The organism is Xylophilus sp. GOD-11R, from assembly GCF_033546935.1.
GTDB lineage: Bacteria > Pseudomonadota > Gammaproteobacteria > Burkholderiales > Burkholderiaceae_C > Xylophilus.
The window spans coordinates 1,574,862-1,588,607 of record NZ_CP137854.1; the positions used below are offsets into that span (position 1 = coordinate 1,574,862).

General features: G+C 70.3%; 14 protein-coding genes. 3 read left to right on the forward strand and 11 right to left on the reverse strand.

The features are described 5' to 3' along the window. Positions 1-108: 108 nt before the first annotated feature. The 9 genes from R9X41_RS07270 to R9X41_RS07310 all read right to left on the reverse strand — a co-directional run bounded on the left by R9X41_RS07270 (position 109) and on the right by R9X41_RS07310 (position 8,493). Complete coding sequence (locus R9X41_RS07270; RefSeq protein WP_318634213.1) at positions 109-669, reverse strand: ATP-dependent Clp protease proteolytic subunit; 561 nt, start codon at positions 667-669, stop codon at positions 109-111. A gap of 121 nt (positions 670-790) precedes the next feature. Then, on the reverse strand, positions 791-1,720 hold the full coding sequence (locus R9X41_RS07275; protein WP_318634214.1) for a hydroxyacid dehydrogenase: 930 nt from the start codon (positions 1,718-1,720) through the stop codon (positions 791-793). After that, a complete protein-coding gene (locus R9X41_RS07280) occupies positions 1,717-2,655 on the reverse strand; it encodes an SMP-30/gluconolactonase/LRE family protein (RefSeq protein ID WP_318634215.1) in 939 nt (312 codons plus the stop codon). Before R9X41_RS07280 ends, R9X41_RS07275 begins: the two co-directional genes overlap by 4 nt. A 22-nt stretch (positions 2,656-2,677) precedes the next feature. After that, on the reverse strand, positions 2,678-3,562 hold the full coding sequence (locus tag R9X41_RS07285; RefSeq protein ID WP_318634216.1) for an amidohydrolase family protein: 885 nt from the start codon (positions 3,560-3,562) through the stop codon (positions 2,678-2,680). Next, on the reverse strand, positions 3,562-4,518 hold the full coding sequence (locus R9X41_RS07290) for a Bug family tripartite tricarboxylate transporter substrate binding protein (RefSeq protein WP_318634217.1): 957 nt from the start codon (positions 4,516-4,518) through the stop codon (positions 3,562-3,564). The genes R9X41_RS07285 and R9X41_RS07290 overlap by 1 nt, the downstream gene beginning before the upstream one ends. Before the next feature lie 47 nt (positions 4,519-4,565). Continuing rightward, the gene (locus R9X41_RS07295; protein ID WP_412556668.1) at positions 4,566-5,573 is read right to left on the reverse strand and encodes a Bug family tripartite tricarboxylate transporter substrate binding protein; all 1,008 of its coding nucleotides are present in this window, start codon (positions 5,571-5,573) and stop codon (positions 4,566-4,568) included. A 108-nt stretch (positions 5,574-5,681) separates the two neighbouring features. Next, the gene (locus R9X41_RS07300) at positions 5,682-6,620 is read right to left on the reverse strand and encodes an NAD(P)-dependent oxidoreductase (RefSeq protein ID WP_318635172.1); all 939 of its coding nucleotides are present in this window, start codon (positions 6,618-6,620) and stop codon (positions 5,682-5,684) included. A 20-nt stretch (positions 6,621-6,640) separates the two neighbouring features. Further along, a complete protein-coding gene (locus tag R9X41_RS07305; RefSeq protein ID WP_318634218.1) occupies positions 6,641-7,327 on the reverse strand; it encodes an RraA family protein in 687 nt (228 codons plus the stop codon). Between the two features lie 170 nt (positions 7,328-7,497). Then, a complete protein-coding gene (locus R9X41_RS07310) occupies positions 7,498-8,493 on the reverse strand; it encodes a Bug family tripartite tricarboxylate transporter substrate binding protein (RefSeq protein WP_318634219.1) in 996 nt (331 codons plus the stop codon). A gap of 113 nt (positions 8,494-8,606) precedes the next feature. Here R9X41_RS07310 and R9X41_RS07315 point away from each other — a divergent pair, with 113 nt between their 5' ends. From R9X41_RS07315 to R9X41_RS07325, 3 genes are all read left to right on the forward strand, one after another. Next, a complete protein-coding gene (locus R9X41_RS07315; RefSeq protein WP_318634220.1) occupies positions 8,607-9,401 on the forward strand; it encodes an IclR family transcriptional regulator in 795 nt (264 codons plus the stop codon). A gap of 88 nt (positions 9,402-9,489) precedes the next feature. Beyond that, positions 9,490-10,365, forward strand: coding sequence for a type I 3-dehydroquinate dehydratase (gene aroD, locus R9X41_RS07320; protein ID WP_318634221.1), 876 nt, complete (start codon positions 9,490-9,492; stop codon positions 10,363-10,365). Further along, entirely contained in the window at positions 10,362-11,300 is a 939-nt protein-coding gene (locus R9X41_RS07325; RefSeq protein ID WP_318634222.1) for a sugar phosphate isomerase/epimerase family protein, read from the forward strand. The genes aroD and R9X41_RS07325 overlap by 4 nt, the downstream gene beginning before the upstream one ends. Positions 11,301-11,434: 134 nt before the next feature. Here R9X41_RS07325 and R9X41_RS07330 read toward each other — a convergent pair whose 3' ends face one another. Beyond that, the gene (locus R9X41_RS07330) at positions 11,435-12,043 is read right to left on the reverse strand and encodes an RnfABCDGE type electron transport complex subunit B (RefSeq protein ID WP_318634223.1); all 609 of its coding nucleotides are present in this window, start codon (positions 12,041-12,043) and stop codon (positions 11,435-11,437) included. A gap of 5 nt (positions 12,044-12,048) precedes the next feature. Continuing rightward, positions 12,049-13,674, reverse strand: a complete 1,626-nt coding sequence (phaZ, locus tag R9X41_RS07335; RefSeq protein ID WP_318634224.1) for a polyhydroxyalkanoate depolymerase — start codon at positions 13,672-13,674, stop codon at positions 12,049-12,051. Between the last annotated feature and the right edge of the window lie 72 nt (positions 13,675-13,746).

The following is a 13,746-nucleotide window of genomic DNA, read 5'->3' on the forward strand; positions in this document are numbered from 1 at the left end:
GTAGGCGCCCCGCGAGCATGCCCCGGCCTCGGCCACGCCGCAGACCGGCCTGCAGATTCGCGCCCGGCGCAGCGGGTTAATCGATCCGCCGTCGGCCGAGAAAGCGGGCTAAACGATGCCGGCGACCAGCTTCAGCCGCAGCGCCTCGTCGCTGCCGACATACCAGTCGGATTCGTCGATGCGGTCCATCAGCTCTTCCAGGCTCACCGCGCTGCCTTCGACCAGATACTGGAAGGCCGTGCGCTCCATCTGCAGCGCGCTTTCGATCTCGGCCAGGCTGTCCTTGACCAGCGCCTGCATGCCGCGCATCGCGCCTTTGAGTTCCAGCGTCTTGTCGAGCCGTCGCTCGTGCACCAGCAGCATGCAGTCCCTGGTGAGAAAACGCTTGTCTCGTGGGAAGCCCGACATGATGGAAATGCCCGCCGAGTACACGACCGCCTTGCCGAGAAACAGCAGGTCGAGCCCGAAGCGTTCGCGCGCCAGGATGATGTCGGTGGCGATGCGTCGGCCGGTCTCGGCGTCGCCGCCGGTGGTGGTGAGTTCCAGCAGGACCGAGCCGGGGCCGTCGCAGGCGATCTGCATCTGTTCGAGAAAGCTCGACAGCATGGCGTCGTCCACCTTGCCGTGCAGCCGGATCGTCGGGCGTTTGAGGAGGTCGTTGGAGATCATGAAAAAAAAGAGAGGTGTTGCCGGTGGCGGGCGGCCACGCGCGACGCGCCCGGCCAGCGGCGTAGTGGGCACGACGGCGCGCGAACGCCGGTTACCAAATCCTCTCTTTCCGATCCGGCGATCAGCCGGGCCGCGCGGCCAGCACCTGCAGGATGTTGCGCGCCGCACCCACCGCCATGCCGCGCAGGCCGCCGTCGGTGGTGCCGCCGACGTGCGGGGTGAGCACCGCGTTCGGCGTGTCGAGCCAAGGTGAGTCGGCCGGCAGCGGTTCGGTGGCGAAGCAGTCGAGGCCGAGCTGCAGCTCGCCGGCCTGCAGCCGGGCCTGCATGGCGGCCTCGTCGAACAGGCCGGCGCGGGCGGTGTTGATCACGATGGCGCCCCGTCGCAGCAGGGCCAGGCGCCGGGTGTCGAGCAGGCCGCGGGTGCTGTCGTCGAGCGGGCAGTGCAGCGAGACGACGTCGCAGCGCGCCAGCAGCTCGTCGAGCGCGACCGGCTCGGCGCCCGGCGGCAGGGAGGCGGCGTCGAGGTAGGGGTCGTTCACCAGCACCCGCATGCCGATGGCCTGGGCGAAGCGCACCACGCGCGCACCGATGGAGCCACAGCCGACCACGCCGAGCGTGGCGCCGGAGAGTTCCAGGCCCAGGTAGCCGGGCTTGTCCCAGTGGCCTTCGTGCATGCGGCGGTCGATCCAGGCGATGCGGCGGGCGCACGACAGCATCAGGCCCAGGGCGTGCTCGGCCACGGCCTGGCTGTTGGAGCCGATGGCGGCGAGCGCTTCGATGCCGAGCGCGCGGGCGGCGTCCTGGTCGATCGCGTCCATGCCGACGCCGTGGCGGCCCACGACCTTCAGGCGCGGCGATGCGGCCAGCACCCGGGCGTTGAAGTGGCCGTAGCGCGCCAGGATGGCCACCGGCTGTTCGCGCTCGCACAGGGCGACGAGTTCGTCTTCGGTGAAGCGCGCGCCGGTGTAGATCAGGCGGTAGTCGCGCAGCAGCTCGACCGCGTCGGGGTGGAGCTTCGCCTCGCTGACGAGGATGGTGTCTCGGGTCATGGCAGGGGCCTCGTCGAAGTGCCGGGCACGGCCAGCGGCAGGCCGGCAGCGCCGGGCTCGGCACGCAGCACGGCGCCGTGGGTGGAGTCGGTGACGTAGAGGGTGCGCTGTCCTTCGCCGCCGAAGGCCATGTTGGTGATGGAGGCGCCGGGCGCGCCGCGCAGCACCAGTTCGGGTTCGGCCCGGGTGTTGAGCACCCAGACATAGCCCAGGCCGGGGTTGGCCACCAGGAGCCGGCCGCGTTCGTCCACCGCCAGGCCGTCGGGGCCACTGGGGCCGTAGGAGGTGAAGAACTGGCTCACCTTGGCCACGCTGCCGTCGGGCAGCAGGGGCACGCGCCAGACGCAGTTGCCGCGCGTCACCGCGAGGTAGAGCACCTTCTGGTCGGGCGACAGCGCCACGCCGTTGGGGCTAGGCACGTTGGCCAGCAGCAGATCGAGCTGGCCGGAAGGGCGCAGCCGGTAGAGCCGGCCGGTGGGGTCGTGCAGGCCGGTCTGGCCCTGGTCGGTGAAATACAGATTGCCCTGCGTGTCGAAGACCAGGTCGTTGACGCCCTTGAAGCGTTCGCTGTTGCGGCGGTCGAGCCAGGGCTCGACCCGGCCGCTGGCGATGTCCAGGCGCATCAGGCCGTTGCGGTAGTCGGTGATGAGCAGGGTGCCGGCATCGACGAACTTCATGCCGTTGGGCTCGCCGTCGTATTCGGCCACCAGGGTCCAGCCACCGGCCGCGTCGATGCGGAAGATGCGGCCGAAGGGGATGTCGGCCACGTAGAGCTGGCCTTGTGCGTCCACCACCGGGCCTTCCAGGAAAGAGTCGGTGGCATGGCCGCCCCGGTTGGCCCGGCTCCAGTCGCTGTGCTGGCGGGTGCGGAAGGCGTCGGGCAGGCGGGTGAAGGGTTCGAGGTCGCGGACCTCGGGCGGGGTGAGCAGGAACATGGCGTTTACCGTGAAAGTGGGCTCAGTCGAAGCCGTAGAGTGCGGCCGGGTTGTCGACCAGGACGGTGTGGCGCAAGGCCTCGTCGCCGTCGCACCAGCCTTGCAGCCGGTCGACCAGCGCGGCGTCGTCGACGCTGCCTGGCTCGGCGGTGGTGTGGGGCCAGTCGCTGCCCCAGAGCATGCGGCCGGGCGCGCCGGCGAGCAAGGCGCGGGCGACCGTGTCGCGGTCGGCGTAGTCGGGCGCACCGGTGCGCGAGGCCATGTAGGCGCCGGAGAGTTTCATCCAGGTGCGGCCCTCCTGCAGCAGACACTGCACCAGTGCGAAGGCCTCGCTTCGGGTGCCTTCTTCGGGGCCGATCAGCGCCATATGGTCGATGACCAGCGGCACCGGCAGGGCCTGCAGCACCGGCGCCAGCGCCAGCAGCGTGGCCGGCCGGGCCAGCACCTGCATATGCCAGCCCAGCGGCGCGACCTTGGCGGCGAGCGTGCTCAGCATCTGGGGCGTGGTCTCGCCCCAGGACTGCGGGCTGTAGAAGTTGACGCGCAGGCCGCGCACCCGGTGTCGGTGCAGTCGCTGCAGCTCGGCGGCGGTCACGTCGACATCGACCACCGCGACGCCGCGCGCCTGGTCGCCGAGCTCGTCGAGCGCGGCGAGGGTGCAGCGGTTGTCCACGCCGTAGGTCGACGGGGTGACGACGACGGTGCGCGTGGTGCCGATGCGCGCCTGCAGCTGCCGGTAGGCGGCGACGTCGGCGACCGGCGGCGTGCGCTTCCAGTGCGGCGACGGCGCGAAGCGCGGGTCGAAGATGTGCATGTGGCTGTCGCAGGCGCCGGCCGGCAGCGGCCGGGCGGGCGCGGCGGTGCCGGCGGAATGCGGCACGCGGTGGAGCAGGGCGCCGGAGTCCATCAGTCGAGCTTGATGTTGCCCTTGCGGATGACGGTCGCCCACTTGGTCGACTCCTTCTGCAGGAAGGTGGCGAACTCGGCAGGCGTGCCGCCGATGGCCTGGGCGCCCATGTCGGCGAAGCGCTTCTTCAGCTCTTCGTCCTGCAGCGATTCCACCACGGCCTTGTGCAGCTGTTGCACCACCGCGTCGGGCGTGCCGGCCGGCAGGAGCAGGCCGTTCCATTCGTAGGCCTCGTAGCCGGGCAGCGAGGTTTCGGCGACGGTGGCCACGTCGGGCAGCAGCGGCGAGCGCTTGGTCGACGAGATGGCCAGCGCGCGCAGCTTGCCGGTGGACACCAGCGGGTAGCTCGCCGCCAGCGTGCTGAACATGAAGTCGACCTGGCCGCCCATCACGTCGGAGATGGCCGGGCCGCCGCTCTTGTAGGGCACGTGCAGCATGTCCAGGTCCAGGCCCTGCCGGTAGAGCTCGGCGGCCAGGCGCTGCACGGTGCCGCTGCCGCCGGAAGCGAAGGTGATCTTGCCGGGCTGCGCCTTGGCGCGGGCGATCAGGTCCTTCTGGTCCTTGATCGGCGAGTCTTTGCGCACGATCACCACGTTGGGCGAGAGCGAGACCAGCGACAGCGGCTGGAAGCTCTTGTCGGTGAAGGGCAGGCTGGGATAGAGCGCGGGGTTGATCGAGAACGGCGTGGCGTCGTAGAGCATGGTGTAGCCGTCGGCCGTCGCCCTCGCCACGAAGGCCTGGCCGATGGTGCCGCTGGCGCCGGGCTTGTTGTCGACGATGACGCTGGTGCCGAGCCTGGTGCCCATGCGCACCGCGAGCTGGCGGGCCAGCGCGTCGGCCGCGCCGCCGGGCGCGTAGGGCACGACGATGGTGATGGTGCGCTCGGGAAAAGCGGCATGCGCCGCGCCGACGGCCAGGGTGGCGGCCAGGACGATGGATTTCAGGATCTGCCTCATGGTGTCTCGTGTCTCTTTATGGATCTGGATGGGGAAAACCGCGCGCCTCAGTCGAGCTTCAGGTCGAGCTCGCGGGCGGTGCGGGTGGCGGCCTTGATCTCGCCGTCGAGCTGCGCCGTGAAAGCCGCGCCGCAGGTGTTGGCGGCCTGCATGCCGAGGCCGCGCAGCTTGTCGGCGGTGGCGGGTGCCTGGGCGAAGTCGCTGGCCACGCGGTCGAGTCGCGCTACGACATCGGCAGGCGTGCCGGCGGGCGCCAGCAGGCCGTACCAGGCGTCGGCCGAATAGCCTTTCAAGCCCGACTCCTCGAAGGTCGGCACGCCGGGCAGCAGGGCCGAGCGCTGGGGCGATGCCACGGCCAGCGCCTTGAGCTTGCCCGTCTGCACCTGCGGCAGCACCGAGCCGAGCGTGGCGAAGGAGCTGTCGACCTGGCCGCCCATCAGGTCGGTCACCGCCTGCGCCGCACCCTTGTAGGGAATGTGGTTCATGCGTACGCCGGCCAGCCGGGTGAACTGCTCGCTGGCGAAGTGGCCGCCGCTGCCGCTGCCGGGCGTGGCGTAGGTGCGCTTGCCGGGCTGGGCGCGCACCTGCTGCAGGAACTCGGCGAGCGTGGCGACCGGCATGGCCGGGCCCACCACCAGCACCGTCGGGCTGATCGCCATCGTGCAGATCGGCGTGAAGGAGCGCAGCGCGTCGAACTTGACCCGCGCGCTGTAGAGCGCCGGGATCATGGTGTGGTTGGTGGCGCCCAGCAGCAGGGTGTAGCCGTCGGCCGGCGCCGAGGCCACCACCTCGGCGGCCAGGATGGTGTTGGCGCCGGGCTTGTTGTCGACGATGACCGGGTGCGCGAGCGCGCGGCCGGCGAAGTCGGCAAAAGCGCGGGCGACCACGTCGGTCGGGCCGCCGGCCGGAAAGCCGACGACCAGGCGGATCGGTTTTTCCGGATAGCCGGGCTGGGCGATGGCGGTGGATGCGCTCGACGCCATCAAGACCAGGCCGGTGGCGGCGAGGGCGCGGCGGAACGCGCTGCTGGCCGCGCCCGGGGATGGATGCTGCATGTCTGTCTCCTCGACAAGGATCGAAGGCCGCCCGGCGCTGTCTGCGCAGGCTGCGGGCGGCGGCGATTTTTTTGGGGGGCGCGATGGACGCGCCGGGGCGCGCCAGCCTCAGGCGATGGCCGAGGCGTCCATGCCTTCGGCCACGGCGCGCACATTGCGTGCGGCGGCCAGGCCCATGTTCACGTAGGCGTCGCTGGTGACGCCGCCGATGTGCGGGCTGAGGATGAAGCCGGGCTCGCCCTTGAAGACCTGGTCCGGCGCGATCGGCTCGACGGCGAAGCTGTCGAGGCCGGCCGCGCGGACCTGGCCGGAGCGCACCGCCGCCAGCAGCGCGGGCTCGTCGATCAGGCCGCCGCGTGCGGTGTTGACCACGATCACGCCGGGCTTGCACAGCGCCAGGGTGCGGGCGTCGAGCAGGCCGCGGTTGTCGTCGGTCAGCGGGCAGTGCAGCGAGATGACGTCGGCCTCGCGCCAGAGCGTGTCGAGGTCGACCGTGCGGATGTAGCCGGGCAGGTCGGTGGCGTAGGGGTCGAAGCCGATCACCTTCATGTCCAGCGCATCGGCCATGCGGGCGAATCGCCGGCCGATGGCGCCCAGGCCCACCAGGCCGACGGTGCGGCCGCCGAGCTCCAGGCTCTTGTGGGTCGATTTGTCCCAGTGGCCGGCATGCATGCGCGCGTCGAGCTGCGGCACCGACTTGGCGCAGGCCAGCATCAGGGCCAGGGCCTGCTCGGCGACCGCCGCCGCGTTGGCGCCGACGGCGGCGCGCACCGCGATGCCGCGCGCTGCGGCGGCGGCTTTGTCGATGGTGTCGGTGCCGCTGCCGTGCTTGGAGATGACCTTGAGCGAGGGCGCGGCGTCCATGGCGGCGGCGTTGACACCGCTGTAGCGCACGATGACGGCGGTGGGATCGTGGCGCCGGCAGAGTTCGACAATGTCGTCGTACGACGGCGTCTTGCCGGCATAGACCATGTCGTAGTCACGCAGCACGTCGAGCGCCTGTGGTGCCAGGTCGGCGCCGGTGACCAGCACCACCGGCTTTTTGATCGCGGCCGAGGGCAGGGCGCTCACAGCGATTCCCCTTCCTTGAGCACACCGGCCGCGCGCAGGGCGGCGGGCAGCCATTTGGAGGCGGTGTCGCCGCGGGCGATGGCTTCGAGCCGCGAGGCTTCGTCGGCCACCTTCTTCACGGCCAGATCGAGCATGGCGGGCGCCTTCTCGCGCTCGATCACCACCACGCCGTCGGCATCGCCCACGATCAGGTCGCCCGGATGCACCGTGGTGCCGCCGGCGGAAATGGGATGGTTGATGCGGCCGGGTACGTACTTGGTGGGGCCTGCCGGGTTGAAGCCGGCGCTGAAGACCGGAAAGCCCAGGTCGAGCAGTTCGAGGCGGTCACGGATCGCGCCGTCGACCACCACACCGGCCAGGCCGAGCTTCTTGCAGGCGCTGAGCATCAGCGTGCCCATGAGCGCGGCGGTCTGGTCGCCCTTGCCGTCGATCACCAGCACGTCGCCCGGCCTGGCCAGCGCGATGGCGGCGTGGATCATGAGGTTGTCGCCTGGGCGGACCTCGACGGTGAAGGCCGGGCCGGCCACGACCATGCGCGGCTCGACCGGCGCCACGCGGGCATGCAGGGTGCCGCGGCGCCCGGCCACGTCGGCCAGGATGGCGGCCTGGAAGGTCTTGGCCCTGGCGACGACCTCGGGTGCGACGCGGGGGAATTCACGGACGATTTCGGGGAGCTGGCTCATGGGATTCCTGGAGAAGAGGTAGTTCAAAAAGAGGGCGGGGTGCGGAGGCCGCGCGAAGCGCCGGCCGACTGCCTCAGCAGGCAATGCGGCGAGGCTCCGCCGAGCAGCAAGCCGCCCCCTGAAAGGGGGTAGGCGAAGACACGAAGTGCGTAGCCTGGGGGTTAGTCAAGTTAGTCAATCGTCGCGCCGGAGTCCTTGACGATCTTTCCCCAGCGCGGAATCTCGGACTTGAGCAACGCGGCGAAGGTCTCCACGCTGCCGCCCATCACGTCGCCGCCGTCGGACTTGAGCTTGGCGGCCACCTCGGGCACCTGCATCGCCTTGTTGATCTCGGTGTTCAGCGTCTTGACGATGGCCGCGGGCGTGCCGGCCGGCGCCAGGATGCCGAACCAGGTCACCGCCTCGAAACCCTTGTAGCCGGACTCGGCCATGGTGGGCGTGTCGGGCAGCTGTTCGGAGCGCTTGGCCGAGGTCACCACCAGGGCACGCACCTTCTGGTTGCGCACCTGGCCGATGAGCGTGGGCACCGAGGAGGCGTACAGGTCGATCTGGCCGCTCATCAGGTCGGTCAGGGCCTGGGCCGCGCCCTTATAGGGCACGTGCTGCAGCTCGATGCCGGCGGTGTTTTCGGCCTGTTCGCCGGCCAGGTGCGCCACCGTGCCGTTGCCGGGGTAGCCCAGCGTGAGGGTCTTGGGTTTGCCCTTGGCGGCGGCCACGACTTCGGCGAAGGTCTTGAAGCGGGAGTTCTCCGGCACCGCCACCACGATCGGCGAATTGGCCACCAGCACCACCGGCGTCAGGTCCTTGAGCGGGTCGTAGGGCAGCTTGGTGTAGAGCGTCGGGTTGATCGCCAGGTTGCTGGTCTGGCCCATCACCAGGGTGTAGCCGTCGGCCGGCGACTTGGCCACCTGGTCCACGCCGAGGTTGCCGCCGGCGCCGGGACGGTTGTCGATGACGATCGTCCACTTCAGCGTCTCGGTGAGCTTCTGCGCGACCGTACGGGCGATCAGGTCGGTGCCGCCGCCGGGCGGAAACGGTACGACCAGGCGGATCGGCTTGCTGGGATAGGCCGGTTGCGCGGCGAGCGGGCCAGCGACCGAAAGGGCGGCGAGCGCGAGGGCGGCGGCGAGGGTCGAGCGGCGGCGCGCGGCGGTTGTCTGGTTCATGCTGTCTTGTCTCCGGATGGGTGCACGACCGTCGTGGCGCGGCCGTGGAACGGACTGTAGGGACGCGTTTCAATCCATACAATATCGTTTCGACAGACGAAATCAGGGCCGATATGCGAAACACCGCCAAGGGCAAACCCGAGGTCTCCCCAGCCAAGAAATCCGAGGCTCGCGCAGACGAGCCGAGCACCGGCAGCGTGGTCGCGGTGAGCCGTGCGATGGAGTTGCTGGAAGCCTTTGCGCTTGGCGAGCCGCAGCTCAGCCTGGCCGAACTCGCGCGCCGCTGCGGCATGCACAAGACGACCGTGCTGCGCATCGCACGCACGCTGGCGATGCACCGCTACATGGTCCAGCGCGACGACGGGCAGTGGCGGCTGGGGCCGGCGGCCGGCTGGCTGGGGGCGCGTTACCAGTCGGGCTTCGACATGCAGAACGTGATCGAACCGATGCTGCGCGACCTCACCCGGCTCACCGGCGAAAGCGCTGCGTTCTATGTGCGCGAGGGCAATTTCCGCACCTGCCTCGTGCGGGTGGAAGGGCCGCATCCGCTGCGCCACCATGCCCGCATGGGAGAAGCGCTGCCGCTCGACCGGGGCTCGCCGGGGCGGGTCATCCTGGCCTTTTCGGGCGAGCCGGGGAAGATCTACGAAGCCATCCGGGCGCGTGGTTTCCACCTGTCGATCGGCGAGCGGGAGAAAGGCGTGGCGACGGTGTCGGCACCGGTGTTCGGACTCAACTGGAAGCTGCTTGGATCGGTATGCATCTCCGGGCCGGCATCGCGGCTGTCGGAGGCGCAGTTGCAGGCGATGGCGCAGGACGTGATGGGGTCGGCCAACCAGCTTTCGTACAGCCTGGCCGGGGCGACTTCATCGGCCACGCCGGCGGTGGTGAGCACCTGGCATCCCTGAGTCTGCGTGGGCCCGGCCGGGGCTGCGAGCGGATCGATCTAACTTGCTGATACAGCCGTCGCGGCACCCGTCGATTAGGGTTTACCCCATGAAGCGACGCGATTCTTTTTCCGCCCTGGCTCTGGTGGCCGGCACCATCGGGGCCGATGCGGCGCCGGTCTTTTCCGGTGCCGACCGGGCCGGGAATCACGGGAGGGCGAGTCGGCTGGGCATCGGCGTCGGCCGGCCCCGCATCATCGTCTCGCTCACCGGTGCGGACCGCGCCGGCATGGTCGCCCAGGCGCGACGAATCGTCGGGCGGGCCGACGTCGACATCGTCGAGCTGCGCATGGACCACCTGGCAGCGCCCGGCGATGCCGATGCCCTGGCCGGCACCGTCGCGGCGGTGGCCGGGCTGATAGAGGACCGGCCGCTGCTGGCGACCTTTCGCAGCCGGCGCGAAGGCGGCGAGCGGCAGCTGTCGCCCCAGGGCTATGCCGCGCTGTACCGGGCGGTGCTGCCGACCGGGCTCGCGGCCGGCTTCGACCTGGAGCAGGCGATGCTCGCCGACGATTCGGTGGCGGCGCTCATGGCGCAGGCGCAGGCGGCCGGCATCGCGGTGATCGTGTCGCATCACGATTTCGGCGGCACGCCGTCGGTCGACGAGATGCTGGCCACGCTGCGCCGCCAGCACGCCAGCGGCGCCGACATCTGCAAGATGGCGGTGATGCCGCACGACGCCGGCGACGTGTTGCGGCTGCTGGACGCGACCCGGCGGATGCGAACGCTTGAGCCGTCACGGCCGCTCATCACCATGGCCATGGGCGGCCTGGGCGCGGTGTCGCGCATGGCGGGCGAGGTGTTCGGCTCGGCCGCTTCCTTCGGTGCGCTGGGCGGTGGCTCGGCGCCGGGGCAGATCGAGGTGGCCGAACTGCGGGCGGGCATCGACACCCTGGCCGGCGCGCTGGGCGGGGGGCGGACATGAGCCGCCGGCCATTCCTCGCGGCCATGGCGACGGCGGTGTCGCACGGTGCCGCGTGGGGCGCCGCGCCGGTGCAGGAACGTGGCGGGCTGGCGGCCAATCCATCGTTCGTCAACACGGTGCTGCTGGGTGGCGCGCCCGAGGAGAACCTGCGCGCGGCGCAGGGCGCGGGCTTCGACGGGGTCGAGTTCTGGCGGCGCGAGGCGCAGGCCGTGCCCGGCGGCGCGGCGGCCGCGGGAGCGCTCGCGCGCCGCATCGGCATCGGCTTGACCGACTACCAGGTGCTGTCGGATTTCGACGGCGCGCCCGGGCACAAACGCGCGGAAAAACGCGCCGAGGCGCTGGCCTTCCTGGACGACGCCGCGGCCATCGGCGCGCCCGCACTGGCGGTGCCGGCGTCCACCGATCCCGATTGCGATGCCGCGCGGGTCGGCGAAGACCTCGCCTGGCTGGTCGACCAGGCGCGCCGGCGCGGGCTGCGCATCTGCTACGAGGGCATGGCGTGGAGCACCGTCAATTCGACGCTGCAGGCCGCCTGGCGGGCGATCCGTGAACTGGATCCGGCCCACATCGGGCTGGTGGTCGACAGCTACCACCTCTTCGTGCGCGGCGGCACCGCGCAGGACGTGGCGGCGATACCGCCCGGGCGCATCGCCACGGTGCAGTTCTGCGACGTGGCCGGCCCCGTGGCGCCGCAGGACTATGGCCGGGTCGCCCGCAGCCGCCGGTTGTTGCCCGGCGACGGCGACCTGCCGCTGGCGAGCCTGGTCGAGGTGCTGGAGGGCATGGGCTACGCGGGCCCGGTCGGCCTGGAAATATTCAATGACGCCCTGCATGCGCAGGACCCGGCGGCAGTCGCGCAGCGCGCGATGCACGCGCTGCGGTCTTTGCTCGGCGCATCGGGAGGCGCGGCTGCGCCGGACGGCGATCCGCGCTGACCTGCCACCGCCGCGATCCGACGGATTCGCGCGGGCGGTTCGCCCCGCATCGGCAGCCGCGCCAGGCCTTGGCCGGCAGGGATTGGCGGAGCCGAGAAAAGCCGTGCGACCGGTCGTTCGGTTGTTCGGTGAACTCAGGCCTCGCCGCGCCGTGCCCGGGCACGGGCGAGGGCGGCTTCGACGGCCGAGCGCTTGCGGTCGGGTTCGGGGGCCGGTGCCGGCACGGCGGCGGGCTCGTCGCGGCGGGCACGGTGGATGCGGTACCGGGCCAGCGCCGCCTGGGCCTGTTCATGCGACCAGGCGTCCCAGCCGGTTCGTTCGCCGCTGGTGTTCTCCAGCGATATGCAGTCGACCGGGCAGACCGGAATGCACAGCTCGCAACCGGTGCAGTGGGCCTCGATGACCGTGTGCATGCGCTTGTTGGCGCCCAGGATGGCGTCGGTCGGGCAGGCGTCGAGGCAGAGCGTGCAGCCGATGCACCAGGCTTCGTCGACGACGGCGAGGGTGCGCGGCGATTCGGCGCCGCAGGCGGCGTCGAGCGGCGCGGCGGCCGTGCGCGCGATGACGGCCAGACGCACCACGCCTTCCTGCCCGCCCGGCGGGCAGCGGTTGACGGCGGCATCGTCGAACGCGATGGCGTGGGCGTAGGCCGCGCAGTCCGGATAGCCGCAGCGGGTGCACTGGGTCTGCGGCAGGGCAGCGTCGAGACGAGCCGCCAGCGCGGACCGGGCGGCGTCGGTCATGGCTTTCAGGCGGAGGCGATGGAGGTGTCGACCGGCGCGGGCTTGCGGGCGCGGCTGGTCTTGGCGACGGGCTTGGCGGCCGGCTTTTCAGCGACTTTCGCGGCTGCCCTGGGCACGGTTTTCGCGACGGTCTTGGCCGTGGTCTTGGCGCTGGCTTTCCTGGCCGGCGCCGTTGCGGCCGATTTGGCCACGGCGCGCGCCGCCTTGGCCGGGGGGGCGGTCACGTGTTTGGCCTCGGCGGCCGCTTGGGGCTTGGCTTCTGACTTGGCCGCCGCAGCCGCCGGGCTCGGGGTGGTCGCGGCCGGTTCTTCCATCGTCGGCAGATGCGGCTGGACCGACACGGTCTGGATGGTCACGGCTTGCGGCTGGGGCTCGTACTTCAGGATGAAGTCGCGCACGGCGGGGTAGGTGAGGTCGCGCCAGCGGCGGCCGCTGAAGATGCCGTAGTGGCCCGCGCCCTTCACCTCGACGTGCTTCTGCATCGAAGCGGGCACGCTGGTACAGAGCTCGTGTGCCGCTTCGGTCTGGCCGGAGCCGGAGATGTCGTCGAGCTCGCCCTCGACGGTAAGCACGGCGGTGGTGCGGATGTCCGCGGGCTTCACCCGTTCTTCGACGCCTTGCGGGTTGCGCACATCCCAGTTGCCGTTGACCAGGCAGAAGTCCTGGAAGACGACGCGGATGGTTTCGAGGTAGTACTTCGCGTCCATGTCCAGGACCGCGTTGTATTCGTCGTAGAACTTGCGATGCGCTTCGGCACTGGCGTCGTCGCCTTTCATCAGGTTCTTGAAATAGTCGTAATGGCTGCTCAGGTGGCGGTCGGGGTTCATCGCCACGAAGCCGGTGTGCTGCAGGAAGCCCGGGTACACCATCCGGCCTTCACCCGGGAAGCCCGGCGGCACGCGGAAGATGACGTTGTTCTCGAACCATTCGTAGCTCTTGTTCATCGCCAGGTTGTTCACCGCCGTGGGCGACTTCTTGGCGTTGATCGGGCCGCCCATCATGGTCATGCTCAGCGGCGTGGTCTCGCCACGCGAGGCCATGAGCGACACGGCGGCGAGCACCGGCACGGTGGGCTGGCAGACGCTGATGACGTGGCAGTTGCCGTAGATGCCCTGCAGGTGGCGGATGAAGTCCTGCACGTAGTTGACGTAGTCGTCGAGGTGGAAGTCGCCGTCGGTCAGGGGCACGGTGCGGGCGTTCTTCCAGTCGGTGACGTAGACCTTGTGGTCCTGCAGCATCGTCTTGACGGTGTCGCGCAGCAGGGTGGCGTAGTGGCCCGACAGCGGCGCGACGACGAGCACCGCCGGCTGCGCCTTGAGCTTGGCCAGCACTTCGGAGTCATCGGTGAAGCGCTTGAAACGGCGCAGTTCGCAGAAGGGCTTGTCGAGTTCGATGGCCTCGTGGATGACGACCTCGGTGTCGTCGACCATCACCGTCTGGATGCCGAAGGCCGGCTTTTCGTAGTCCTTGCCCAGGCGGTACATCAGGTCGTAGGTGGCGGCCAGCCGCTGCGCGCCGGGCAGCTGGTTCACAGGGTTAAGCGAATTCCCGAACATCTTGGAAGCGGCGTTCGCGAAGTCGGCGAAGGGCTCCATCAGCGCGCGTTGCGCTTCGTAGATCTGGTAAAGCATGGGCTTTGTCCGCTGTTTTGTTGCAGTGCAATATAGCAGGCGACTCGCGTCGGCACCATGAAAAAAGCCGCC